The 24079-nt window shown below is 45.6% G+C and carries 22 protein-coding genes and 2 pseudogenes; 5 read left to right on the plus strand and 19 right to left on the minus strand.

The features are described from left to right. Window positions 1–258: 258 nt before the first annotated feature. Entirely contained in the window at window positions 259–2436 is a 2178-nt protein-coding gene (locus RTU96_RS05205) for a methyl-accepting chemotaxis protein (protein WP_312635358.1), read from the plus strand. Between the two features lie 620 nt (window positions 2437–3056). Here RTU96_RS05205 and RTU96_RS05210 read toward each other — a convergent pair. The 5 genes from RTU96_RS05210 to RTU96_RS05230 form a co-directional block, all read right to left on the minus strand. Beyond that, window positions 3057–3452, minus strand: a complete 396-nt coding sequence (locus tag RTU96_RS05210) for a hypothetical protein (RefSeq protein WP_312635360.1) — start codon at window positions 3450–3452, stop codon at window positions 3057–3059. 19 nt (window positions 3453–3471) lie between these two features. After that, on the minus strand, window positions 3472–3987 hold the full coding sequence (locus RTU96_RS05215; RefSeq protein ID WP_312635361.1) for a putative Ig domain-containing protein: 516 nt from the start codon (window positions 3985–3987) through the stop codon (window positions 3472–3474). Continuing rightward, entirely contained in the window at window positions 3984–4796 is an 813-nt protein-coding gene (locus tag RTU96_RS05220; RefSeq protein ID WP_312635362.1) for a hypothetical protein, read from the minus strand. The genes RTU96_RS05215 and RTU96_RS05220 overlap by 4 nt, the downstream gene beginning before the upstream one ends. 380 nt (window positions 4797–5176) lie before the next feature. Beyond that, a complete protein-coding gene (locus RTU96_RS05225) occupies window positions 5177–5479 on the minus strand; it encodes a DUF2087 domain-containing protein (protein ID WP_312635363.1) in 303 nt (100 codons plus the stop codon). Next, the gene (locus tag RTU96_RS05230; protein ID WP_312635364.1) at window positions 5463–5822 is read right to left on the minus strand and encodes a GIY-YIG nuclease family protein; all 360 of its coding nucleotides are present in this window, start codon (window positions 5820–5822) and stop codon (window positions 5463–5465) included. The genes RTU96_RS05225 and RTU96_RS05230 overlap by 17 nt, the downstream gene beginning before the upstream one ends. 522 nt (window positions 5823–6344) lie before the next feature. On the opposite strand from RTU96_RS05230, the gene RTU96_RS05235 reads away from it, so the two are divergent. Both RTU96_RS05235 and RTU96_RS05240 read left to right on the plus strand, forming a co-directional pair. Next, window positions 6345–7505, plus strand: a complete 1161-nt coding sequence (locus tag RTU96_RS05235; RefSeq protein WP_312635365.1) for a tyrosine-type recombinase/integrase — start codon at window positions 6345–6347, stop codon at window positions 7503–7505. Window positions 7506–7995: 490 nt separating this feature from the next. Continuing rightward, window positions 7996–9831: a methyl-accepting chemotaxis protein gene (locus tag RTU96_RS05240; RefSeq protein WP_312635366.1), complete on the plus strand. Its 1836-nt coding sequence runs from the start codon at window positions 7996–7998 to the stop codon at window positions 9829–9831. Window positions 9832–9985: 154 nt separating this feature from the next. Here the strand turns inward: RTU96_RS05240 and RTU96_RS05245 are convergent, their stop codons facing one another. After that, entirely contained in the window at window positions 9986–10735 is a 750-nt protein-coding gene (locus RTU96_RS05245) for an SIMPL domain-containing protein (RefSeq protein WP_312635367.1), read from the minus strand. A 140-nt stretch (window positions 10736–10875) separates the two neighbouring features. Here RTU96_RS05245 and RTU96_RS05250 point away from each other — a divergent pair. Beyond that, window positions 10876–11064 (plus strand): annotated as a pseudogene (locus RTU96_RS05250) (transposase); the annotation flags it as partial. A gap of 55 nt (window positions 11065–11119) precedes the next feature. Further along, a pseudogene (locus RTU96_RS05255) lies at window positions 11120–11740 on the plus strand (IS3 family transposase); the annotation flags it as partial. Between the two features lie 36 nt (window positions 11741–11776). On the opposite strand, the gene RTU96_RS05260 reads toward RTU96_RS05255, so the two are convergent. The 13 genes from RTU96_RS05260 to RTU96_RS05315 form a co-directional block, all read right to left on the minus strand. Beyond that, window positions 11777–12031: a small multi-drug export protein gene (locus tag RTU96_RS05260; protein WP_312635368.1), complete on the minus strand. Its 255-nt coding sequence runs from the start codon at window positions 12029–12031 to the stop codon at window positions 11777–11779. Then, window positions 12028–13092: a dTDP-glucose 4,6-dehydratase gene (rfbB, locus tag RTU96_RS05265; protein WP_312635369.1), complete on the minus strand. Its 1065-nt coding sequence runs from the start codon at window positions 13090–13092 to the stop codon at window positions 12028–12030. Before rfbB ends, RTU96_RS05260 begins: the two co-directional genes overlap by 4 nt. Beyond that, the gene (rfbA, locus tag RTU96_RS05270; RefSeq protein ID WP_312635370.1) at window positions 13092–13970 is read right to left on the minus strand and encodes a glucose-1-phosphate thymidylyltransferase RfbA; all 879 of its coding nucleotides are present in this window, start codon (window positions 13968–13970) and stop codon (window positions 13092–13094) included. Before rfbA ends, rfbB begins: the two co-directional genes overlap by 1 nt. Window positions 13971–14008: 38 nt before the next feature. Then, a complete protein-coding gene (locus RTU96_RS14740; RefSeq protein ID WP_397356482.1) occupies window positions 14009–14407 on the minus strand; it encodes a GtrA family protein in 399 nt (132 codons plus the stop codon). Continuing rightward, window positions 14400–15356, minus strand: a complete 957-nt coding sequence (locus RTU96_RS05275; RefSeq protein ID WP_312635371.1) for a glycosyltransferase family 2 protein — start codon at window positions 15354–15356, stop codon at window positions 14400–14402. Before RTU96_RS05275 ends, RTU96_RS14740 begins: the two co-directional genes overlap by 8 nt. Window positions 15357–15360: 4 nt before the next feature. Continuing rightward, window positions 15361–16326 carry a transketolase C-terminal domain-containing protein gene (locus RTU96_RS05280; protein ID WP_312635372.1) on the minus strand — a complete coding sequence of 322 codons (966 nt, stop codon included), beginning with the start codon at window positions 16324–16326 and terminating at the stop codon, window positions 15361–15363. Then, on the minus strand, window positions 16323–17129 hold the full coding sequence (locus tag RTU96_RS05285) for a transketolase (RefSeq protein WP_312635374.1): 807 nt from the start codon (window positions 17127–17129) through the stop codon (window positions 16323–16325). The genes RTU96_RS05280 and RTU96_RS05285 overlap by 4 nt, the downstream gene beginning before the upstream one ends. A 102-nt stretch (window positions 17130–17231) precedes the next feature. After that, window positions 17232–18323, minus strand: a complete 1092-nt coding sequence (locus RTU96_RS05290) for a dTDP-4-dehydrorhamnose 3,5-epimerase family protein (protein WP_312635375.1) — start codon at window positions 18321–18323, stop codon at window positions 17232–17234. 125 nt (window positions 18324–18448) lie between these two features. Next, entirely contained in the window at window positions 18449–19012 is a 564-nt protein-coding gene (gene rfbC / locus RTU96_RS05295; protein WP_312635378.1) for a dTDP-4-dehydrorhamnose 3,5-epimerase, read from the minus strand. Continuing rightward, window positions 19009–19977, minus strand: a complete 969-nt coding sequence (locus RTU96_RS05300) for a Gfo/Idh/MocA family oxidoreductase (RefSeq protein ID WP_312635379.1) — start codon at window positions 19975–19977, stop codon at window positions 19009–19011. The genes rfbC and RTU96_RS05300 overlap by 4 nt, the downstream gene beginning before the upstream one ends. Before the next feature lie 4 nt (window positions 19978–19981). After that, window positions 19982–21373 (minus strand): NDP-hexose 2,3-dehydratase family protein, encoded by a 1392-nt coding sequence (locus tag RTU96_RS05305; protein ID WP_312635380.1) that lies wholly within the window; start codon window positions 21371–21373, stop codon window positions 19982–19984. A gap of 21 nt (window positions 21374–21394) precedes the next feature. Beyond that, complete coding sequence (locus tag RTU96_RS05310) at window positions 21395–23278, minus strand: hypothetical protein (RefSeq protein ID WP_312635382.1); 1884 nt, start codon at window positions 23276–23278, stop codon at window positions 21395–21397. Beyond that, window positions 23275–24078 carry a glycosyltransferase gene (locus RTU96_RS05315; protein ID WP_312635383.1) on the minus strand — a complete coding sequence of 268 codons (804 nt, stop codon included), beginning with the start codon at window positions 24076–24078 and terminating at the stop codon, window positions 23275–23277. The genes RTU96_RS05310 and RTU96_RS05315 overlap by 4 nt, the downstream gene beginning before the upstream one ends. Window position 24079 lies beyond the last annotated feature (1 nt).

A 24079-nucleotide genomic window follows, 5' to 3' on the forward strand; every position in this document is an offset into this window, starting at 1 on the left:
GAATGTGCCGTCAATTCTCTGGTCACTCCTGCCAAAAGTGCTTTGTAATTCAGGGAAAAAGCTATCTTACGCATGGTTTCGGATAAACTGTGACAGAATCACCGCCTATTTCTACCATTAACATATTATAAGATTGTCGCACAAATTTTATTCTGGCATACGGCCTGAGAAAAGAATCATGTAAGTAGTAGCAAAAAACTATAGCATAATTGAAGTTTGGAAAATAAGGTGAGGAGGAGCATTGTGAAATCTAATCCTATGAAAAAGGTGTTCCAGGAAAAAGAGGGCGCCCAAGGCGTTGCATCCCATTCAAAAGCCAAGGGTTTAAAGAAACTGGTATTAAAAATATTAATTTTTGTTGGAGTTCCAGTCATTGTATCTTTCGTGGTCGTTAATATCATTACGTTGCGGCTAACGCAGACCAGTGTTGACAGACTGACACAGAATGAGTTAACCGCCACCTCTTTGTCAGCCGCCCATGAAATAGAAGGATTTTTCAATACATATCTTAATAAGATGGAACAGCTTTCTGCCAGTGCTGAATTACAAGACTTTTTTCAGAATTTAAAGCCTGAAACAAATATCAGTCAGGCGGAAGATTACGAAAGTGTTATGCGTACATTGGTATCTACCTACAATGCAGATACCGAATCTACAGCGGCTGTTTGGGTGGCCGACATCGATTCCAGCCAGATGGCACAGTCGGATGGCTACCTATCTGACAGCAGTTTCATTGTCACCGAGCGCCCTTGGTATAAGATGATCAGTACAGCAGATAAAGCAATTATGACAGAGCCATTCGAGGATTCTGTTACAAAGTCGCAGATCGTAAGTGCTATTGCTCCTGTTTATGCTCCGGATGGAAGCGAATTAATTGGGGTAGTTGGAATTGATTTTACACTGGAAGCACTGAGCCAGACGATTGGATCATATAAGCTCGGTAAAGAAGGTTTTTATATTCTTGCCACAAGTTCCGGTCAGTTAATCTATCACCCCTCAGCAGAGTATATTAATCTTAACGTCAGCCAAACCGATATGTCGGAAAATATTAAAAACGCCCTCTTATCTAAAGAGCAAGGCTCGGTGAAATTTACTTCTCATGGAGTTTTGGCTCATGGATATGTATCTCCTGTTGGGGATACAGGCTGGGTAGTCGCTACCGGGCTGCCGGACGCCGAATATTATCAAGAGTATTCAGTAATACGAAACGCTATGTTGACTATATTTATTATTGCAGCGGCAGTCATATCCCTGCTGATTATTTTTGTGGCAAGAAAAATCGCTGCACCTATTAGAAAACTCACAGATGCAGCCAATCAAATTGCAGACGGAAAGCTGGATATTTCAGCTGAGGTGACGACCCGCGATGAGACAGGACAGATGGCCATTGCAATCAATCGTACCGTCGTTCAGCTTAATAAGTATATCAACTATATTAAGGAAATTACACACGCGCTGGAAACAATAGCGCAGGGAGATCTTCGTATTCATTTGGAACAGGACTATGCAGGAGAATTCTCTGTTATCAAGCAGGCGCTGTTAAATATATCCGTTTCCTTGAGCAATACTCTCAGCCATATTAACAATGCCGCAAATCAGGTTAATGCCGGTGCAGGGCAAGTGTCTGACGCTGCACAGGCTCTTGCATCGGGAGCCACGGAGCAGGCCGCAACAATCGAAGAACTTACAGCTTCAATTTCTGGTGTATCAGAGCAAGCAGAGCAGAATATAACGAATGTTCAGAAATCTGTGAATTATGTTGAGCAGGCAGAACGTGATCTTGCGGAAGGCAATAACCAAATGAAAAACCTCAACGTATCCATGCGGGAGATTAGCGAAACTTCTCAGGAAATTTCCAAAATCACCAAGTTGGTGGAGGACATTGCTTTCCAAACAAACATTCTTTCTTTAAATGCTGCTGTTGAAGCCGCACGCGCCGGTAGCGCCGGGAAAGGATTTGCCGTGGTAGCTGATGAAGTACGCAACCTTGCGGGAAAATCTGCGGAAGCGGCTAAGCAAACGGCGGCGCTGATTGAAAAATCAGTTGTAACTGTATCAAATGGAGAGAAAATCGCTGCTGATACATCAATACGTTTAATCGAAGCTTCAAAAAAAGCAGAATTGGCGGTACAGTCCATTCGTGAAATTGAAGCTGCCACCAGTGAACAGGCGGCTTCCATAGGACAAATTAACGAAGGCTTGTCACAAGTCTCGGCAGTAGTGCAGACAAATGCAGCAACGGCTGAAGAAAGCTCGGCTTCCAGCGAGGAGCTGGCCGCACAGGCGCAGACTTTGCAGCATGAGGTTAGCAAATTCAGACTGGATAGCAGAACCGTCGTCTATGATGACCGTGAAGCTTCGCGTCATTCTTTTGGAGAGCCAAATGAAAACGAAGTGGGCATTGTCCATTCAACTGCAGGGCTTGGAAAATATTAAGATTCATAAAACGAAAGTCATTTCTTTCCTTGCAGCAATTACCCAGTTAGAGCCAATCGATTGAGCAAAAAGAGCGCATAGCTTTGTTCCTTAATACAGCGAAGCTGCTGAATGGGGAAGAGGTTAAGATGTTGATACAAGTCCCTCAGGAGTAGCTTTTTTTGACATAGTACATGAATGTCGCTGGGAGGGGGTTGCATTGAAAGAAAAGGATATTTTTCTCAGCGCAAAGATGCTGACGAGCTTAGCACAGTGTGCGACTAGAATGGAGACGTATGTAACCCCTGATGATCAGCTACTAATCATTCGCCTTAAATGCAGTGATGGTACAGAGGTTAATCTCCGATTGGATATGCTGACTACAAATATGCAGGATTAAGAGCGCATCGGGTAATCTTGTGCATGGACAATACTTTTTTATGTTGAATAAAATAGAGAATAAAACATTTCACGGACTGGGGCAGAGTATGTTTTCTCTTGGAACGATGAGCCGCATCATAAAAAAGCACCAACATGAATAAGTCTGGGCCATCGCACTGCATGACGTGAACTGTATCCGGCTTGTCATTGACAAGCCGGATACAGTTCATCAGAAAGCTATGTTAAAACGGCTTTTTCGGTTAATGATTGCTCTTACAGGCGGTCACCGTCACCAACAAATCGTTATAATCCTTATCGGTCCAGTCCTCCCCAGCAATGGAAATGGTGCGCAGAATCAGATTCCCTTTCTCGTCCGCGATGTCCATGCTGTCCATTCGGATGTCGATCTGCTGGCTTTGGGGAATGTCCACAAACAGCTCAAGCGCCGATGCGTGGGACTGAAAAAAAGCAGCCAGCGGTGGCAACGGATTCAAGCTCTGGCGGCTTTCGTCGAAATAGGCCGTGCCGCCCTCCGCGTCTCTAACAGTAAAGCCAATTTTAAAGCCGGCCATAGTGGTGGCCTGAAGAAAAACATAGTAGCCCTCTGGCACCGCCAGAGGTATCGATTTGTTTGCAGTCATTGTGAAGCGGGTCATGCTGATACCTCCTTTTGTTTTATAAAATGCGGAGAAACACACACTTTTCCGCGCTGTGTCCCTCCGCGTCAACAACAGTAAACGTGATGGGGGCAAAGCCCCCCGAAACCTGGGGCGTTCCCGTGAGCCACGCGCCCGAGAGCTGCAGCCCCAAGGGAAGGCTGTCGGCCATCCAGTGGCAGGGGCCTGCGCCGCCCTCGGCCACCAGCGGCGCGGAATAAGCCTGTCCGGCCTGCCCGTCGGGCAGGGAGAGCGCTTTCAGGCTAAGCGCACCGTAGATTCTCAGTGAGAGCACCGTCCTCGCCGTTTCCTCCGGATCTTCACAGGCGGCGCAAACCTCAATGCTGCCCCGATAGCTGCGTATCGGCACGCCGGAGAGTACACCGTTTGCGCTGAGGGAAAGCCCCGGCGGTACGCTCTCATCCTCCGCCGTCCAGACTACCGTCCGCGAAAGATAAACCTCAGCCTCCAGTGCCGCTCGGTAGGCATCCCCCACAAAGCCCATGGGTAGGCAGCTGGTGACAATGGAGATCATTCCTCTGGCGCCAGCCCCCGTTGCTGGAGATAAGCCAGATAGCCGTGAGGAAGTGGACGGCTCCCCTTAGACAGCTGTTCTATCCGAAGCGCGTTTCCTCCGGCGATAGTAAAATAAAGCCGACAGTTAAGCTTGTCGTTTGAGGAGAAGCCCATGTCCCCAAAATTCAGCGCGTAGTTCCGGGTAATTCCGGCAACCAGCGCCTCGTTTTGCGGCTGAGGGATAATGGTGTCCCGCCTCTCTGCCTCCAAGCCGGAGTCAGCGGTAGCGGAAAAATAGGTCAGGTTTCCGATGACGGCGCTGTCGGTGGAGACGTGAAGTAGTCCGGAGACTCGGTCAGCGGAGACGGTGACACCGCCGATGGTCACCGGCGTACCGTTCAGCGGAAGACTGCGCAAGCTGAGTTTGACGGCGGTGTCCTCAATGCCGCCATTGGCAGCATCCTTGTCGGAGATGGGACCAATCAGCAATTCGGTGGACGGCGCCACAGATTTATCCAGCAGAAGACTCATGGGCCGGGATTTTTTGGCCGGAACCAGCATCTCAATGCCACCCTTCTCATCTACATTCGGCATAGCCAGAGAAATGGGCAGAGTGGTGGGGTTGGCCACATAGTTGTAATACTGTTCGGTGGGGCTGTCCTCGTTGCTGCTGTAAAATGTGGCGCCGCCCACCGACAAATCCGCGTCGTAAATTTTAGTTACTCCGTTTTGTACGCAGATGCTGTTGCTGGAAAACGCACTGGAGAGACCCTGGCAGAGCTTCCCCACAAGGCAGCCTCCGGTTAGAAGCGTGCTGATGATTCCCATGATATGGTCCCCTTTCTTTTTTAAATTGAACTGTACGATATGTACATTAAAATTATAGCAATTTTGAATTTTATTTTAACAAATTTGCCAAGATTATGCTATAATTTTTATAAATTTTGGGAAAGGAGTATAGCTATGTCGATTTACACAGAATTTATGAACGATCCGTTTCACTGCGTGGCCGATTACGCCACCAACTTCTTCTATCTTCTCCCCGCGCACACGCCCCCGCCAGTAATTAATACCTTTTCTCATGCCCATTTCAGGAGGTATATGGTTATAGAAGTGATTCGCAGCCTCACTCGGACGCCCAGCCGCCCACAACGTAGGAATCCTCCGCCGAATTCTGCGCCGTCATATGAAATCCAATGGAATAAAATTCACGAGTCATGCTCAAGCTCCGTTTCTTGCCCGGCGGTCTGCGCTCTCCAGTAGCGGGATCCATCCCGTTCACGACACAAAAGGTCGTGGTCGACGAGTTCTCGCCGAAGGAGAAAATAATCCCCGAAGGTGTGCCACAGGTCGCAGATACCGTTGACTTCCCGTTCCGAATACGTACGGCCAAGTTCAAATTTTTCGGCGAGATATTCCAACAGGGCGTGTCTCACTTTCTGTTTTTGCGGAAGCTGCTTGATTTTTCCGGAATCATCAAGAAACTGCTTGATTTTAATGATCTGTTCCATGCAAGACTCCTTCCTGCCGCTGCCGTTCCAGCCATATTTTATGGAGAGCCTGAATATCTTCCGAAAATTCACGGTCCGTTTGCGTCTCTTTCTTGTTCAATACCTCAAGGACGTCAAATGAAAAAGACTGTAATCCATATTTCATCCACTCTGTTCGCATGGCCGGTTCCGGACAGGAATTGGTCGAAACGGAAAATGCGAACTTGTTCTGCTGGCCCGTCAGGTTCGTTGTGGATTTCACCCAAGCGCGTCCGTTCCCGTTACACTGGATGCGGTAGACACCGCCGACGGCCGCTTTTTCTTTATAGGCGTTTTTCAATTCCTTCCGTTTCACAAAATCCATTTGCGATACCCCTTCTTCTTTCCCCGATGCCTTTATAAGGCGTGTAAACCGTGCCTGCTCTGCTGCAATCCAAGCTTAACGCCCCATCAGTCATAGTGTAAGCGATTACCAAAGAATAATCAATCAACGCTCCGTAGAGTAGGTTTGCAGCGCCCATCACTCAATTTTTTCGAGTGTACTTATAAGATCTATGACACACCTAAAGCCCCAAAACCCATTTTAATACAGGAAAAGCAAAAGACCGTCGACGAAAGTCGACGGTCTTTTGCTTGCCCGAGTGGTGGAATTTAAAATACAAAAACTGGCCGTAGTTTGTCAAAGACTGCGGAGGCTTTTTATCACCAATTATCTTATTTATCGACATATTCTGAGTATAAAATAACCCCGGTTGGTCTGCAAAATAAAAAAAGTGGTGGTAAAGGTCAAATATCCGATATACTCAGACGAAAATGCAGAGCTTTTTCTGCATTTGGCGATCTAATCGCCGTCAAAATTCAAGTCATTCACGAGAGGAGCAGTAACATGCCAAGAAGAGGAGAAAATGTTTATAAACGCAAAGACGGGCGTTGGGAGGGGCGTATTCTCAAGCCAGACGGAAAATACCGTTATGTCTATGCTAAAACGTACAAAGAAGTTAAGGATAAGCAAAAAAATTACAAGGAGCACATAAGACCTCGGGAAATGAAACAACCCGGGCCAGTTGAGAGTGCGGTGGAGCTATTTGAGCATTGGCTGTATGGAGATATTACCAATCACGTGAAAGCGTCAACCTTCGGAAATTACTTTTCCTGCGTACAGCACTATGTAATTCCCTTTTTTGAAAAGCCCGGAAATGAGTGCCTTACGGAGCTTTCAGCTGCACGATTCACCGCGTCTATCAATCATTATTCTACGCTTTCCGAATCCTACAAGAGAAAAATACTAATTGTTTTTAAGACGGCGCTAAAAGAGATTGTGAAGGGCTGGCCGACATGTTCAGCCATCATGGAAGCTGTCAAACTGCCAAAGACGGAAAACACGGAGGTGCAGGTATTCTCCATAAATGAACAGCGACTGATCGAAAATGCGATTTCTCATTCTGAGGATATCCGAGCGTTTGGAATTCTTCTGACATTTTATACCGGGATACGCCTTGGGGAGCTTTGCGCCTTAAAATGGAGTGATTTTGATTATGAAGCCGGCACGATGTCTGTTACGAAAACAGTAACTCGCGTAAAAAACATGCAGGGTGGCAAATGCAAAACGAAGCTTCTTGTTGGCACGCCGAAAAGTCAGAGATCCATGAGAAAAATCCCTCTGCCTGCATTTCTCCTGGACATGCAAAAAAAGTACAGCGATCAATGCACCGGCGAAAACTGCCATTTGATCTCCGGTACAAGCACTCCGACAGACCCCAGGGTTTATCAAAAGCTGTATAAAAAGATTTTAAAGGACGCTTGCGTAAAAGACCGAAAGTTTCACGCGATCCGTCATACCTTCGCCACAAGAGCATTAGAGCTTGGCGTTGACATTAAAACGCTTAGCGAAATTTTGGGACATGCCAGCGTCTCAATTACCCTAAACATTTACGCACATTCTCTCATGGAACAGAAGAAAATTGCAATGGATAAGTTCAACGAGCTGCACATCACGCATATGGCAATTGCTTCAATCGCCGTCACAGCTTCAGTCGTAAATATCTGATAATTCAGTAATAGCAATGTGCTTGCGTTGCGATTCCGCAGTCTTTGACAAACTACGGCCAGCGAATTTATTCCCATATAATATAGTGCCCTGAATAAGGTACTGCTTATTCAGGGTCGTGCGAGCAAGTTTTTACAGGTGCTAAGCGTATTTCTAAAAAAGTTTAAGGAAGTGAGATAATGACCAGTCTTTTAAGACAATTTTTGAATGACGGCGGAGACTCCGCAAAAGACGGTTTCTAATATTCCCGCCCGGCAAAAATAGCGTGCAAAAACCGAATCTAAGCTCCGGGACCGGCGGCGGGTATGTTAATGATATGAATAAGCTGCGCGAAATGAGGATACTGCTGCGCGACTGGGTGAGGCTGCTGAACGCGGAGGACATCGGCACTGTTTCGACCTGCCCCTGAGGCGAGGCCAAAATGTGTAAATAAAAGTATCACGGCAAGCAAGTTGACACGATGCCGTGAATAATTGAAGGAGTCAGGACAATGAAGAAGTGGTTTGAGAATTTAAAGATATCTAAAAAACTAATTATAGGATTTCTCTTTATATCGGTTTTGGGAATCGCAGTCGGCGCTGTCGGCATTGTCAACATGCTGCGAATGAACAATAACCAGCAGGCGACCTATGATAATCAAACCATGGGAATCGTTTACTGCACTGGAGCGGAGAGCAGCTTTAAGGAGATCAGAGTTGCGGTTCGCGACCTTTATATTTACTACGATACGGGTCGCGATCAATACTATCAGGAAATATCGACTCAAATGGATGCGGTTCAGGTTCAAATGGAAGAATACAGCAAAACAGTTACGAGTAGTGAAGGGCAGCGGATATATGATTCAACCATGACGGCGTATGAAGCCTACACGGATACAGTTAATAATGTCATAAAAGATGCCAAGGCGGGAAAAGCAAAAGAAGATATACTGTCTCTGATCAATGAAGCGGTCCCTGAGGCACAAAATGCGGCGGAAAGCTTTGAATTACTTACGCAAAGGAAAGAAGCCAACGCGCAAGAAAATCTTGTGAGTAATAAGACGGAGGCGTCAATCGCAATGGTGATTATGATTGCTGTAATTGTCGTATCCTTTGTCATTTCCCTGCTTCTGGGTACTTACACATCCGGTATTATCAGCAAGCCGCTTCAAATGATTGAAATGGTTTCCGAGCATATCGCTGTTGGAGATGTTGACATATACGGGTTAATAACAGAGGAAGACACACAAGTGAAAAAGCGCAAAGACGAGATCGGAAAGGTCGCGCTCGCCTTTAATAAGCTTATTGAAGGAACGGTAAAACTCAGCCGTGAACTGGAAATCGTGGCGACGGGAGACTTGTCTTTGGCAGTAACGGTTCGTTCTGAAAAAGACATCATGGGAAAGGCGCTTTCGGAGCTTGTGGCAAAATTCCATGGTCTTGCAGCTTCCATCGTTACATCCGCAGACCAAGTGGATTCCGGCGCGGGGCTCGTGGCAGACTCCAGCACATCACTCTCCCAGGGGGCGACTGAACAGGCAAGCTCTGTTGAGGAATTGTCGGCGTCCATGGAAGAAATTACTTCGCAGACAACTCAAACAGCACAGAACGCGCAAAAAACAAATGAATTGGCAGGGAATATCCAAAAAGACGCGGATGCCGGCAATGCTCAAATGGCCGAGATGCTCCGTGCGATGAATGAAATCAACGCGTCCTCTGAAAACATCAGTAAGATTATCAAGGTAATTGAAAATATTGCCTTCCAAACAAATATTCTTGCGCTCAACGCCGCTGTGGAAGCAGCAAGGGCAGGCCAGTACGGAAAGGGGTTCGCGGTTGTTGCCGAGGAAGTCAGAAGTCTGGCTGCACAGTCCTCCAAGGCGGCCAAGGAAACCACCGAATTGATTGAAAACTCCATAAACAAGGTCGCAGCCGGAACCATCATCGCAAATGAAACAGCCGATGCGCTGAGCAAGATCGTGGTGGGAGTCTCGCAAGCGGGCGAGCTTGTGGATGCCATTGCCACGGCCTCCCACGAGCAGGCGGCAGCACTTGAACAGATCAATCAGGGGATCACGGAGATTTCTCAGGTTGTTCAGAATAATGCGGCGTCAGCCGAAGAAGGCGCCGCCGCAAGCGAGGAGCTCTCTGCGCAGGCTGACAACCTGAAAAACTATGTCAGCGTATTTAAGCTGAGCTCCGGGAGCCGTCTGCCCAAGAGCGAGCCGGTTTCCGAAACACCAGAGGAATTTTCTTCAGGCGAGCAGCAGGGAGACTCCAAAAAGGTGCGGGCCGTATCCGGGCGGGCAGTTTCCATGGCGGCCAGTGGCACTGAAAAATACTGGTAAAACGGAAACGCCAGTGCATCCCTTCTGAATCAATGAAATAAATTATAAGAATCCGAACCCGCCTCTGTTGAGGTCGGGTTCGGATTCTCATTTTATGTAAGATCAACTGCAAAAAGGCTGCTTTTTCATGGGGCGCAGAAGCCAGTCTCCCGATTTATCGCAGGGCGTAATGGAGGCGGACGGAGATAAACATGGTTTTTTCCCGGGACCAGGTGTTAAACGCACCGCCCGCAACATAGGAATCCTCCGCGGAATTTTGCGCGGTAATCTGGAAGGTTCCAAGGTCGGCGCTGAGCAGCTTTCCAACCTTGCCCCCGGATTGCTCCGCCATGATGTCCACGCGGGCCTTGGCGTCCGCAGTGGCGGCGTCGATCAGCTCCAGCTTTAGCTCGCCCAGCTTGGTGTAGTAATACTCCGGGGACTCCGAATAAAAATTTACGCCGGAACCGATCAGCTCTGTAATGTCCCGGGAAATGACCTCGATGCCCTCCACGTCCGAGGACTGAATGGTAAGCCGCTGGCTGAGGGAATAGCCCTTCAGCTCCGAGTCGACATAGTTGCCGTAATCATTGTAGATCTCCCGGTAGTCGGGTTCGATGGTGACAGACGAAAATACAATGCTCTCTTCAGGAACGTTGTGGGACAGCAGATAGTCCCGAACCACGCCCGCGTCGTGCTGGATGGACGCATACGCCTCCGTAGTGGACTGCCCGTAGGCGGAGAAGCTGCCGCGCCAGACAATTAAATCGGATGTAAAATCTCTCGTGGCCGATCCGGTGGCGCTGATGCCGCCGGAAGCGTTTTGCTTGTAATCCACAAGACTGCCGACGGCCAGACTCACCGCGATAATCAGGCTGATGCCCGCAATCAATACCGCAAGAACGCGGCTTCGCATCCACATCATAAAATCATCCTGTCTTCGTTTATTTGCACCCATCATAGCACGGCGGGAGGTGAATGGCAAGATGGGCCTGCGGCATTGGTAGTGTCAAGAATTATGCGCAAATTGGTTTGCAGTCTCATGTGGAATGAGATCAACCAGCCATTGAGCGGCTCAATCGTGAGATCCGCCGCCGCACCCGCGTGGTGGGGGCTTTTCCTGACGGAAACTCCGCCCTTATGCTGGTTTGTGCCCGACTGCGTCATGTTGCAGGCACCCAGTGGGGAAACAAGAAATACATGAACATGAAGCACTTGGAGACAATCATGGACGACGCCGAGTTGGCTGGTTAATCTCATTCCACATGAGACTGCAAACCAATTTGCGCATAAATGTTGACACTACCACAGCAGCTATTTTTATCGAAAAAAGGCTGAGAAACGAAACGATCCATATGCCGCGAAAAGGAAGCAAATCAAAGCAATTTTTGAGGAAAACTGTTCATGCTATGGGTATCGTCGAATTCATTTGGAACTGAGGAAACATGGCGTTCGACTATCGGAAAAAATCGTTCTTCGTCTTATGAATCAAGCGCATTTGCACCCAAGGATTCACAAAAAGCGAGTGTATAGCTCCTATCAGGGTGAAATAATGCCGGCAGTTCCCAATATCCTTGCGCGTAATTTTCATGCAAATCGCCCCAATGAGAAGTGGCTTACGGATATTACGGAGTTTGCCATTCCTGCGGGGAAGGTATATCTTTCACCTATGATTGACTGCTTTGATGGAATGCCTGTCTCATGGCGTGTTGGATGATCTCCCAATGCGGAACTGGTGAATGGAATGCTGGATGATGCGATTGAAAGACTGAAAGCTAGGGAAACTCCTACGATTCATACAGATCGTGGCTACCATTATCGCTGGACAGGTTGGATTCACCGCATGGACCGGGCACAGTTGCAGCGATCCATGTCAAAGAAGGGATGTTCTCCCGACAATTCTGCCTGCGAAGGATTCTTTGGCCGCATCCCCGTACGATTCTCTTCTTTAAATGTGCTTTCTTTTCTAACTTAGTAATTCTTTCGTCCCACCATCCACTGTATTTACGAAGCCACGCAAAAATGTGGCGAATATATACACGATAATGAATGGCACAGGTACCATATTCCCAAGAATAGCTGCCATCAGTGTCAGCGGATAATCCAGCCCCTGTGCAATCCCGTAGGGTAGCCCGCCGCGCAGTTCGATAATGGGAGCCGTGGAGATATGAAAGGCACATAGAAATTTTCCTGCCGATGTGGCTGCAAAGCTAAAAGTCATAAGGAGGTTTTCGCCCTGCCATACATTTCCTGGTAATAATTCTGATAACCGCCAGTTGTGATGTGTTCCATCCAATCCCTGTGATTCAAGTACCATTGAATGGTCTCGGTAATGCCCTGCTCAAAGGTATAGATAGGCTTCCAGCCAAGCTCTGTGGTAATTTTTGTGTTGTCAATGGCATATCTGCGGTCATGGCCGGGGCGATCCTGCACGTAGGAAATCAAGTCCTCCGACTTCCCCAGGGTCTTGATAATCAGCTTCACAATTTCGATATTTGCCTTTTCGTTGTTGCCGCCAATGTTATAAATCTCACCGATTTTTCCTTTATGTAACACCGTATCAATGGCGCTGCAATGGTCTGCAACATGCAGCCAGTCCCGAATCTGCATGCCGTCACCGTAGACTGGCAGGGCCTTTCCGCAGTTGCAGTTGTTGATCATCAGCGGAATCAGCTTTTCAGGAAACTGATAGGGACCGTAGTTGTTAGAGCAGCGGGTGATATTTACCGGCAGTCCGAAGGTCTCGTGATAGGCACGGACAAACAAATCCGCACTGGTTTTGGAGGCGGAGTAGGGGCTGTTGGGCGAAAGGGGCGTGGTTTCCGTGAACATGCCCGTCTTTCCCAGCGCACCGTACACCTCATCGGTGGAAACCTGCAAGTATCGGACGCCTTCACAATAGTCTCGGCAGTGCTTGTTGTCGGGCTCCTCGCTCCAGTGGCGTTTCGCCGCCTCTAACAGCACCTGCGTGCCGCGGACGTTGGTATTCAGGAAAATCTCCGGGTGGGTAATGCTGCGATCCACATGGCTTTCGGCCGCAAAGTTCACCACCGTGTCAAAGTCGTACTCTGCGAACAGCTTGGACACCAATCCTTCGTCGCAAATGTCACCTTTGATAAAAACGTGGTTGGGGTTGCCCTCCAGACCGCTGAGGTTTTCCAGATTCCCCGCGTAAGTCAGGGCGTCCAGATTGACCAGCTTGTAGTTGTGGTGAGCGAGCATATAGTGAACAAAATTGCTGCCAATAAAACCGGCGCCGCCGGTCACTAAAATCGTTCTCATTACTTTTCCTCCGCAATTCGCAGCATATATTGACCGTAGTCGGTTTTCAGCATGGACTCAGCCAGTTTTTGCAAATGCTCTTTTGTGATAAAGCCCTTGCGAAAAGCGATCTCTTCAATACAGGAAACATACATGCCTGTCCGCTTTTGGACAATGGACACAAAGTCTGCGGCCTCCAGCAGGTTTTCGTGGGTTCCGGTATCCAACCACGCCATACCACGGCCAAACAGTTGCACTTTCAGCTGGTTTCGGCGAAGGTACTCATTGTTGACAGTGGTGATCTCCAGTTCCCCACGGGCAGAGGGCGTGACCTGCTTGGCAATCTCCACCACGGAGTTGTCGTAGAAATAAAGCCCGGGAACAGCAAAGTCCGACTTGGGGTGCTCCGGCTTTTCCTCTAAAGACAGGACATTCCAGTCCTTATCAAACTCCACCACGCCGAAGGACTTGGGGTTTGCAACCTGATAGCCGAAAATGACTGCGCCGTTGCTGTTATGTATCTGCTCTCGAGCCTGATACAGCATCTCGGAAAAGCCTCGGGCATAAAAAATATTATCCCCCAGCACCAGCGCCACATGGTCTTGTCCAATGAATTCTTCTCCAATGAGGAAGGCCTCCGCAAGGCCGTTGGGCTGCTCCTGAAGAGCGTAGCTCAGCTTTAACCCGTAGTCTGCCCCGTCACCGAGAAGCTCCTGATAAAATGGTAAATCTCTGGGAGTGGAAATAATCAAAATCTCTTGAATACCTGCCAACATCAGAGTGGACAAGGGGTAGTAAATCATGGGCTTGTCATAAATTGGCAAAATCTGCTTAGAGATTGACTTGGTAACGGGATAGAGTCTCGTTCCACTCCCACCGGCTAGAATGATACCTTTCATATGCTTTTCCTCTAATTTCTCTTTTTCTTCTGGTCGTGTTACTTCGTATATACCCAAAATCTACTCATGATGTAATTGATAGGGACTACAATAAAAAGAACCAGGATAGGTGCAAGCGTATCGGAGATATCCATAATATCAACAAGCAGCCAAAGGCAAATAGAATTGATACAATATGTCACACCATAGGCTAAATATGTTTTAATAAGTTTGTTCATTTTTTGCCGGTGATCATGCTTGAATACGAACTTGCTATTCCACAGATATGAATTGAAAACACTAACTATATATCCAATAGTATTTGCAAGAATATAGTGCGTTCCAAAGTAAAGGAATAAATAATAGATGCAAAGTGCTACTAATACATTAGAAATACCAACCAATCCAAATTTCAAAAATCGAATTGTTTCCTGCTTTACATCATTAAATTCATTCATACGCTCTATCCCAATTAATTCGTTTATCGACAATAACCATTGGACGCTTCATCGTCCGCTCATTAATACTTAAGATATATTCTCCCATAATACCCATAAAAAATAATTGCACGGCGCTTAAAAAGAAGAGACCTATCATCAATGTTGGAATACCCATGGGATAATTATTCCAATTCAAAAGCTTGTTTATTAAGGTGTAAATGGAAAAGCCAAAAGCAAGAACGCCTACACCTACACCAGCAAAAGTGCAAAGACGGAGTAAATTTTTAGCATATCCTGTAATTCCCGCCATTGCGTAATCATAATTCCTCATAAAATTAAAATTTGACTTCCTCGGTGAAGGTAAAAGCTTGTAGGGGACAATTTCTACGTTTCTTCCTCCAAACTCGCTGACAATCCCCTTAATATAGGGCTGCATATCGTCAATTCCATTTAGAATTTCAATAAAGGACTTATCATATAGTCCATAGCCGGTAAAATTTGATATTTGGGGTTTCAGCGCAAACTTGGAAATCAAACGATAATAGCTCCTCCGTGCAAACTTTTTGAAAGCAGATTCCGTGGCTCCTATTTTTTGTCCTACTGTTATCATTGCACCTGCTTCCCAATGGCTTATAAATTCCGGTAATAATTCAACGGGCTCCTGCATATCGCCCATAAGCATAAACACTGCATCCCCGTGCCCATATTTTAAGCAACAAAAAAGATTACGAATGACCCCAAAGTTCGCTGTATTATGGATCCCCTTTACTCTTTTATCTTTTTCACACACTTTAGAAATTTCGTCCCAAGTATTATCGGAAGAGCAGTCATCTGCAAATATAATTTCATAGTTGTATGTCGGCAATTTTGTTTCAAAGCTTTCACAGATTTTTTTGTATTGTGGTACAATCGTTTTTTCATCATTATAGCAGGGAATGACAACACTAATTGTTTTCAAAGTTATCACTTCCTTATTGCAAAGAAGCCGTTACGCAATCTACCATTGCATCCGCAGTAAGTTTGCACTGCATCTTCAGATATTCAGCAGGTGTATAATTGTAGTACAAGCCCGACAGCATCTGCTCATCATGAATTTCAGGGGCAGTGGTAAATTGATAATCCACACCAATTCGCTTAAAAATTGCTTGCCCGGACATATTGGAGTCTGCAATTATTTCCGCAATCATTGCACCAAAGCCTCCTGCAAGCGTATGCTCCTCCACAGTAAGTACCATTTTTGCGTCTTTCATTGCCTGCTCGATAAAAGACTTATTGATGGGATTAATTGTCGGACAACTATACACACCAGTATTGATCCCCATCGCATTTAGTTTTTGACAGGCCTTTAATGCCTCACCGGCTATGGAACCCGTAACTAAGATCTTAACATCTCTTCCCTCTTGAAGCGTCAATACATCACCAATCTTATAATTATCAACAGGTGCAGTGTGCAATTTTGGTTCTCCACCACGACCCAAACGAATAAAACAAGGGAGTTTGGTTTCTGCGGCCTTTTTTGTCACCACATATGCCTCGTAAGGATCGCAGGGAGAGAAAATGACCAGATTAGGAACGGTACGCAGTGCGGAGATATCATCCACAGCAATATGAGAAACACCGTCATCGCAGTAATCAAAGCCGGTTCCGCAAGATACGACCTTTACATTGGCACAGTTATATCCCAGATTAACACGAATTTGGTCCAGCGTGCGCAAGGACGTAAAGTCTACTAAGGAATAGGCAAAAACAGTTTTTCCTGAGAAAGCCATTCCGGCCGCAACACCAATCATGTTTTGCTCCGAAATTCCAATATTTAGGTACTGATTTGCATAGTTGTTTTGATATTTGGCATTAAATCCTGCATCAGCTTTTATAAATTCCACATTGAGATCTGCTTCTGCTAACTCACAGAGTGCATCAAAAAAAGATTCTTTCATGGACGGCTCTCCTCCAGTTCCTTCATTGCAATATCAAATTCTTCTCCATCGGCGTACAGGTAATGCCAAACGACATTGTTTTCCATGAAGGAGATGCCCTTTCCTTTGGTCGTATGAGCAACGACGCAAACAGGTTTCTCTCCATGTCTAAAATTTAAGGCATATCTAAGTGCATTGAGATCATGACCATTGACTTCAATGACATGCCAACCAAAACTCTTCCATCTTTCAGCAATATTGGTCGAGGACAAAATGTTTTCAAGTCTATCCTGTCCCTGCAATTTATTGTGGTTTACAACCACCGTAAGATTTGATAACTTGTGGTGCCCTGCAAAAAGAGCCGCCTCCCAAATGGAGCCCTCGTTACATTCACCATCGCCCACAATTGAATACACATTATAATTTTTCTTATCTTTTTTCCCGGCATATGCCATACCACAGGCAACTGGAAAACCAAGGCCTAAACATGCAGTAGCAAAATCAATTCCTGAAACGCCTTTTTTATACAAGAAATTAGTTAATTTTCCCCCATCTGGAAATTTTTTGATTAAATCTTCTACAGAAAAGAATCCCTTTTCCGCAAGGGCAGCTGCCATCGCAAAACTGCAGTGACCTTCGCTCAAAACAAACCGATCGCGGTTTTCATTTTTGGGATCCTTGGGATCAATTTTCATTACATCATTATAGAGAACTGCGACAATATCGGCAATGGATAGTGCGCAGACCGTATGTGCTAATTTTGTAATATGTGCCAGTTCGACTGTATGCTTTCGTATTCTCCAAGCTAATTCTTCTGTTTTCATAGAAACCTCCAGTAACTTATCGGTTTAATAAAATTTTTCCACAAGAGATCTTTCGTACAATCTTAATTGCCTTCAAATCCTCACTTTTTCAATTGTTGAACTTTATTGACCATCTTTTCTGAATCGTTTCAGCCCAATTTCAGGATCATCAAAACGAAGCAGCTCTCTACTTGCTGGAATATCATATTCATCAGATTTAATAAGAACCTCGCAATTATCACATAAGGTAACATATGCATAGCCATAGCCCTGAGGAATCATAATTTGCTTATGGTTTTGCATGGAAAACACTTCACTGCTCCACTGCTTGAAGCTTGTCGAATCTTTGCTTAAATCAATCAGAAAAAGCTGGACCGCTCCTTGCGTACAAGAGAACAACAGATTCTGTGCATGTGGTGTATTCTGAGAATAAATCCCTCGTATTGTCCCATTAGAATATGTTAACACCCTTTTATCCTGTACAAATAACGTATTTATCTCATATTCCTTAAATTTACGTTCAGAAAATGTTTCTGTAAAATATCCTCTAAAGTCTTCATAATATTTAGGGGAGAACACCTGAATATCCTTCAATGCAAAAGGACGAACAGACAAATCATTGAGGTAACGTTTTTCCTTGTTTTTCTCATCACGGCTTTCAAAAATTTCCTCTGTATCGAAATGAAGTTCTTCGAATTTTTTAGCGTTTTTGTCTTGATCCGAAATCAGAATTTCCTTGCAGGGAAGCGTAATTCCCAAAACATTGCTCAAGTAGGAGATGCTTTCGTGAGCAGAAGGCTCATAAAATTCGCTGACCTTCATTTTGTACCTGCTATTATCTGTGAGTGAAAAGCTAGCATGCCCACAGCCTTTGGGGATGTATTGGATTTTTCGGTTTTCTTCAGATAAAACTACGCTTATCCACTGCCCATATGTAGGAGAATCCGATCGTAAATCCACCACAAAATCAAGCATGGCTCCCTGAATACACTGAATTAGTGTTGCCTGTGCGTAGGGTGGTTTCTGATAATGGATTCCTTTGAAGCACATACTTTTATATGTGAAATTGTAATTTTCCTGAATAAAGACATCTGAAATTCCCATGTCTTCATAATCGGCTTTTGAATAAAGGGTTTCTTCCCATCCCAAATGATCTTCGTGGCAGTCTGGTTCTATAACCTTAGCGCCATGAATTTTTAATTCGTAAAATTTCATTCTACTCCTCCAAAATCCTCCACACATATTACTTTTTCCAGTAAAAAATCTTCGTTTTGACCATGTCACATTACCAACGTTCCTGTTTTCAAAATCAAAAACTACTATTGGTGAATCGTTTTCTGTTATCTATTTTCACTTACTGTGAAATTCACATCGCTGTCTGTGAGGCAGACGGCATTTGCATCTCCCGTAGAGAGAATCGGATCCTGTGTTCCCCAATCAATGTTGATTTCAGGGTCATTCCAACGGATGGTACGGACCAGTGAGCTATCATAAAAATCGTCAAATTTATAGAGTACCACCGTATTGTCTGCTTTGGTCAGGAAAGCATGGCCAAATCCATTGGAAATAAGAAGTTGCTTCTGGTTTTCCGCAGAGATGGTGTGGGTAATCCACTGCTTAAAGGTTGGAGAGTCCTTTCGTAAATCTACCACCACATCCATAATTTCTCCCTGTAAAACTCGAACCAACTTGGTCTGCGGATGGGGGTTATTCTGGAAATGAATACCACGGAGAGTTCCCTTCTTCAAATTCATTGCTTCATAGTCCAACACGAAGTTATAATGAATTCCGTTTGCCTCCATCTCCTTTTTGGAGAAAGATTCAAAGCTGTATCCACGATCATCTGTAAAAACCTTAGGCTCAATAATCTTAACGCCTTGCAGTTCTAATCCTGTTACCCTCATCTCTCTGCACCTCTCATAAATTGATTCATTTGCACCGCCTGTCGACAGATACGTTCCCTGTTTTTCTCGCCCTCAAAAGCGGTTTGAATACATGATGAAAACAGTCGAATGGAATTTACAAAGCTGTCATCCTCCAGCAATGTCAGCGTTTGTTTCTCATTCCACTTTTTTAGCACCAACTGCGGAGCATAGCCCATGGGTGCAGTAAAAATACGGTTGGTGAAAATGCAGCCGATGCTGCCCCATACCTCCAATTCGCACTTATAGCTGTTATCCATGCCAAAGGCGATTTGTGCCACCTGTCCCCTGTCATTTTGGAGCGTTGCACTGCCCCCAATATCCACCTCAAATTCGGGAGAATACTGCAAGGCACTTGCCTTGATTTTCGCCGTATCTCCCAGAAGTTCTGCGGATAAGCGGATGGGATAACCACCACAATCCAGCAAGGCTCCTCCACCCAAGGCTTTGTTGTAGCGGAAGTCGTTGGCATCTCGTTTTGGAAAACCGAAAGTAGCACGAATCAGTCGAAGCTCACCAATATCTCCATCTGCCAACATTTTTTGTATGGTTACAAGCTGGGAGTGGTACAAAAACATATAGTTTTCATGGACGGCAAGGCTCTTTTTCTCTGCCAACTTCAAGAGCTCGACTGTTTCCTTAGCTGACGTAGTAAAAGGCTTTTCCATCAGAATATGCTTGCCAGACTCCAAGGCCTTCTTGCCCCACTCATAATGGAGCGCCGGAGGAAGTGGAATATAGATAGCATCAATGCTTTTGTCTGCCAACAATTCCTCATAGGAGCTATAGCCCTTGCCCCCAAAGGTTTCTACAAAGGGTTTGGTTTTTTCGATATTACGAGAAGCGACACCAACATATTCTAATTCGTCGCATTTCGACAATGCGGGTAAAAACCTCCTAAAGGCAATCTCGGAAGTACCGAGTATTCCCAGTCTGATTTTGGTCAAATCCTTACACCTCCAATAGGGACAGCAGATTGCGAAGCTGAATATTCAGGCAATTATTCACCTGATTTAAGGTGTTCAGCGTGTAGTAATCCACCCAGAAATACCCCTCCGGCAATTCGCCCAGCTCCTCTGCGGCAATCTCTAAAATACGGTTGTAGTTCTGCTCATGGTAGAACCGTCCGCCCTCTTCCGACAAAATCGCATCATAAAGGACACCACTTTTTTCATTATACTGCTTTTGGAACAATTTCTCAATGTCGTTAAGATTGCTTTCGTCAAATCCTGCCTCCAGCTGGACGGTAGGAGCAAATTCCATCTCATCAAAACAGCCAATTTCCGAAAGACCTCGTACCAAAAACTTGCGGACGCCATCCTGCACCGTGGTAAACAGTCCGAACTGTGCCATGCCACAGGCTTCAAACAGCGGCTGCGTCCACTCGGTCACCTCTCTGCCCTCAATGGCGATGTTACAGTAGACCACCTGAAACGGATAGGGTTCTTTGCAAAAAATTCCCTCATCTCGCATTTCCCAGTGAGACAGTTGGTGCAGCGGAACCAGCTTTTTTTGGGTATCCGCAAACATCTTTGCGTTATTCACATAGTGATACATTTGGGACAGAATACTCTGCTTCGGCTTTTCAAAAATGGAGCGGTAGAGAGCGTGGTCTTGGAAGCAGCCTTCAATTTGAGCAAGCTCCTCCGTGCTGATTTCCGTCATGGTAAAGGGAATGCAGGAAAGCACGGTGCGAGTATCCATATTCACTAAATTTTCCTGCTTCATCAGCTTTTTCAGCTGTCTCAGTGTCATCCAACGGAAATTCGCCAGAAGCTCCACCTGCTCCGTCTCGGGCAGATAGACGATAATATTACGGTTTCGCTTTCCCCAAAAACGAGAGGACTGCTCCGACTGAATTTGATCCACCACAACCTCGTAACGCTCGGCGTTCAAAAAATAATCCAGATATGCCGGCTTTCTTCCCCCGTGCTTTTGGGTAAAGTTGCTCTTGGTTGCTTGAATGGTGGGGGAAATCTGCACACAGTTCACATTGCCCGGCTCAATTTTCGTCTGCATGAGAAAATAAAGTACACCGCCCCTTTTTTGACAAAGAATACCAAGATATCCAATTTCCCTTTGCAAGAGAATGGGCTGTTCGGCAACGACCTTACCATCCTTTAGAACCTGCAAACCGGAAACTTGAAAAAAGCTGTTGTTCCGGTTGTGAATGAAACCGCTTTCTCGGTCGTAAAACCATTGGGCACTGTCCGAAAGGCGGTTTTTCACAATACTGACATGGGAATTTTGATTGCGTTCTTGTACCCATTGATACAGAGCTTCCATAGAATTATTTCCGCTGTCTGTCGCCCAAGAGCGGACACTTTCTAAGGTGGTATACATTTCTCAGTCTCCTCTTTCAGCCTACTTCAATGAATACATACTTTGAATAATTTGGTACTCCATAATCTGGCTTTCAGGGCCATTTTCTGCTTCCACACAGACATAACTGTGAGAAGAATCATTGCTTCCCTCATCTGAGTGAAGCAGCACCAACGGGCTGATCTCCTGGGCAAGATTTCCCTCCAATTTGAACCGATAAATATACCATTCATCTGCATTTAAGCGAAAATTATCAAAGTGGAAATAATAAATATCATTGTTGGGAAGCGAGTTTAGATCAGCTCTTGTGGTTTCAATAACTTCAAGGGAATCTTTCTCCAAAACTTCTAAACAGAGCACCACATCTCCCGGATAGGAATTACCCCAAGTAACCGTTCGAACGCCGATTTGGTTAACGGTTTTTCCGGCGGCTTCAAAATAATGTTGGTCGATGGACTGTACTTCTGCAAGATCAGGAGTTGTTGCATCATTTCCATCAATCGCAATCTGATAAATATCCATACGAGCGGACACCAATAAAAAACCAGAGAAAATCACGAAAGGGATCAAGCAATTGATGATGGTCAAGACTCTAACCGGTAGTTGAATGGAGAGTAGCTTCTTTGCCGACGGCATATAAATCAAGCACAGCATGAAGATTGCAAGAGAAGCAATTGCCATCGATATCCCGGGCAGTACCTCTATCAACACCGGAAAAAATGTTTGCAATGCCATTGGTATGGAGCACTCTGACGTAATTCCAAGGAGCACTTTTGTGATTCCGGTGATGCTATATGTGTTCATGCACTCACTTTGATAGAGAAACGGACAGAGCATACGGATAAACTCGAATGCCAGAAATCCGATCATTCCGATTTTGATCTTGGATTCTTGGTCCTCGTCTACACTGAGAATCCCAATTAAAAGGAACGGAACACACAAAAAGACACGATAAAAATGCAGCCAAGCCAAAACACACATACCAGTCATAAGGACGGCCAACAAGTTTAGCAATCTTTTGTGATTCTTTTTCCCTTCGTCCTCTTTTGAGAAATAAGAAAATATAAAAGTCAAACACACCAGTACACCAAAAATAGACACTGCACCATAGCCACTGCCCAATGTACTTCTCTCAAAAAACCAGGACAAATAGTCGTCATCCACAGAAGAATATCCCAAAGAAATTGATTTTGCAAGGAGAAATGGAGGTGCCAAGAAGCACCCCGCAAAAGCACCTACAATCAAAAGGTTCTTATACATCCAAAGAAGCACAAGAAAAGCTGGCAAAATCATAAACGGAGCAAGGACAACTGAATACCCCATACAAATAAGGCCAATCACTCTTTTTTCTTTCAGAATATATCTTAGTCCTACTACAAAAAGAAGCGTGTATAAAACTTCATCCTGCATCCCATATCCAACAGACAAAGCTATTGTGCCAGATCCCCAAAGTAAAATTGCAGCCAGTTGTCCTCGGCTTTTGCTGTCTGTCAGGCTGTACACAATCCGATAGACTTGTACTCCAAGAAGCACAACACAAAGAACAAAAAGCAGCTTTCCCCAAATGAGACAAGGAAGGCTGAAAACATCTGGATTCGTATCAATGGGATGCGTCAACCAGACTGGAAAATTCCAGATAGCCCATGGCATAAGAGACAGCAGAATTGCACTGGAAAGGCCAAGCCCACCATGAGGAGCTCCCCGATAATTTGCTACAAATATGTCCGGCAATTCTTTGATTCGTCCCGACATGAGTGCATCCCAAATTTCCACAGCATGGCCAGTGAAAAACAGACCGTCTCCGTATTGAAAGCAAACCAGTCCGATCACGGTGACCGCCGCAATAATGGTAGATTCTATTTTGTGTGTTTTGACAATATCCTTCAAAATACTCCATGTATTATCGGGATTCAAGTTTCTGTTCATTCGCGATACGTTCCTTTTTTCTCTTTTATTTTATGCAGCAGCTGACTTGGTATCAATCCCACCAAAAGGGGTTTGACCACATAGGGCAGTCCCGGCAGCAGTATTTTATTCTTTCGATAGCCGCTCCAGCGCACAAATGCCTCTGTAACACGGTATCGGTATTTTCTTTTGACCAGATTGTCCTGTCCCTCGTAGTACTGAAACAGAATTTCCTCCAAATTGTATCCTGCATAGCCCGCAGCATAAAGCCGCATCCACAACTCGTAATCCTCGCATCGTTTGCACCAGTTGCGGGGATCGTAGCCGCCAAGTTCTCGCAAAATCACGGCGCGAATTAGCATCGAGGGGTGCAAAAATGGATTGTTCCAAAGAAAATCCCGGGGCTGCGGTGCTTTGGGGTAGCGAAGTTCACCATAGATTCCCTGTTCGTCAAATTTCTCGGCACTGCACCCTACCATTGCGAACGCGGGGTGCGATTCTAAAAAATCTGTCTGCTGCTGGATACGCATGGGCAGAGAAACATCGTCGGCATCCATCCGTGCAATATAATCACCGGTTGCATGGGCAAAGCAGGTGTTCAACGTTGCGCCCAGTCCCTGATTTTCCGCGTTTTGAAGCAATCTGATTTTGTCCGGATGGCGCTCCTGCAAGGCGCGCAGTACACCCAAACTCCCATCTGTGGAGGCATCGTCACACACAAGAATTTCTAGGGAAGAAAAGGTTTGCTGAAGCAGGGAATTCATCGCTCGCTCCACCGTGTCAGCGCCATTGTACACACCCATTAAAACAGATACCATCATT

The organism is Oscillibacter sp. (genome assembly GCF_032018205.1).
In the GTDB taxonomy this organism is placed as follows: Bacteria; Bacillota; Clostridia; order Oscillospirales; family Oscillospiraceae; genus Oscillibacter.

Bases quoted from the DNA above. Each gene is read 5' to 3' on its own strand.
- RTU96_RS05205 (WP_312635358.1), top strand. From the start codon at position 259: ATGAAAAAGGTGTTCCAGGAAAAAGAGGGCGCCCAAGGCGTTGCATCC.
- RTU96_RS05210 (WP_312635360.1), bottom strand. From the start codon at position 3,452: ATGACCCGCTTCACAATGACTGCAAACAAATCGATACCTCTGGCGGTG.
- RTU96_RS05215 (WP_312635361.1), bottom strand. From the start codon at position 3,987: ATGATCTCCATTGTCACCAGCTGCCTACCCATGGGCTTTGTGGGGGAT.
- RTU96_RS05220 (WP_312635362.1), bottom strand. From the start codon at position 4,796: ATGGGAATCATCAGCACGCTTCTAACCGGAGGCTGCCTTGTGGGGAAG.
- RTU96_RS05225 (WP_312635363.1), bottom strand. From the start codon at position 5,479: ATGGAACAGATCATTAAAATCAAGCAGTTTCTTGATGATTCCGGAAAA.
- RTU96_RS05230 (WP_312635364.1), bottom strand. From the start codon at position 5,822: ATGGATTTTGTGAAACGGAAGGAATTGAAAAACGCCTATAAAGAAAAA.
- RTU96_RS05235 (WP_312635365.1), top strand. From the start codon at position 6,345: ATGCCAAGAAGAGGAGAAAATGTTTATAAACGCAAAGACGGGCGTTGG.
- RTU96_RS05240 (WP_312635366.1), top strand. From the start codon at position 7,996: ATGAAGAAGTGGTTTGAGAATTTAAAGATATCTAAAAAACTAATTATA.
- RTU96_RS05245 (WP_312635367.1), bottom strand. From the start codon at position 10,735: ATGATGTGGATGCGAAGCCGCGTTCTTGCGGTATTGATTGCGGGCATC.
- RTU96_RS05260 (WP_312635368.1), bottom strand. From the start codon at position 12,031: ATGACTTTTAGCTTTGCAGCCACATCGGCAGGAAAATTTCTATGTGCC.
- rfbB (WP_312635369.1), bottom strand. From the start codon at position 13,092: ATGAGAACGATTTTAGTGACCGGCGGCGCCGGTTTTATTGGCAGCAAT.
- rfbA (WP_312635370.1), bottom strand. From the start codon at position 13,970: ATGAAAGGTATCATTCTAGCCGGTGGGAGTGGAACGAGACTCTATCCC.
- RTU96_RS14740 (WP_397356482.1), bottom strand. From the start codon at position 14,407: ATGAATGAATTTAATGATGTAAAGCAGGAAACAATTCGATTTTTGAAA.
- RTU96_RS05280 (WP_312635372.1), bottom strand. From the start codon at position 16,326: ATGAAAGAATCTTTTTTTGATGCACTCTGTGAGTTAGCAGAAGCAGAT.
- RTU96_RS05285 (WP_312635374.1), bottom strand. From the start codon at position 17,129: ATGAAAACAGAAGAATTAGCTTGGAGAATACGAAAGCATACAGTCGAA.
- RTU96_RS05290 (WP_312635375.1), bottom strand. From the start codon at position 18,323: ATGAAATTTTACGAATTAAAAATTCATGGCGCTAAGGTTATAGAACCA.
- rfbC (WP_312635378.1), bottom strand. From the start codon at position 19,012: ATGAGGGTAACAGGATTAGAACTGCAAGGCGTTAAGATTATTGAGCCT.
- RTU96_RS05305 (WP_312635380.1), bottom strand. From the start codon at position 21,373: ATGTATACCACCTTAGAAAGTGTCCGCTCTTGGGCGACAGACAGCGGA.
- RTU96_RS05310 (WP_312635382.1), bottom strand. From the start codon at position 23,278: ATGAACAGAAACTTGAATCCCGATAATACATGGAGTATTTTGAAGGAT.
- RTU96_RS05315 (WP_312635383.1), bottom strand. From the start codon at position 24,078: ATGATGGTATCTGTTTTAATGGGTGTGTACAATGGCGCTGACACGGTG.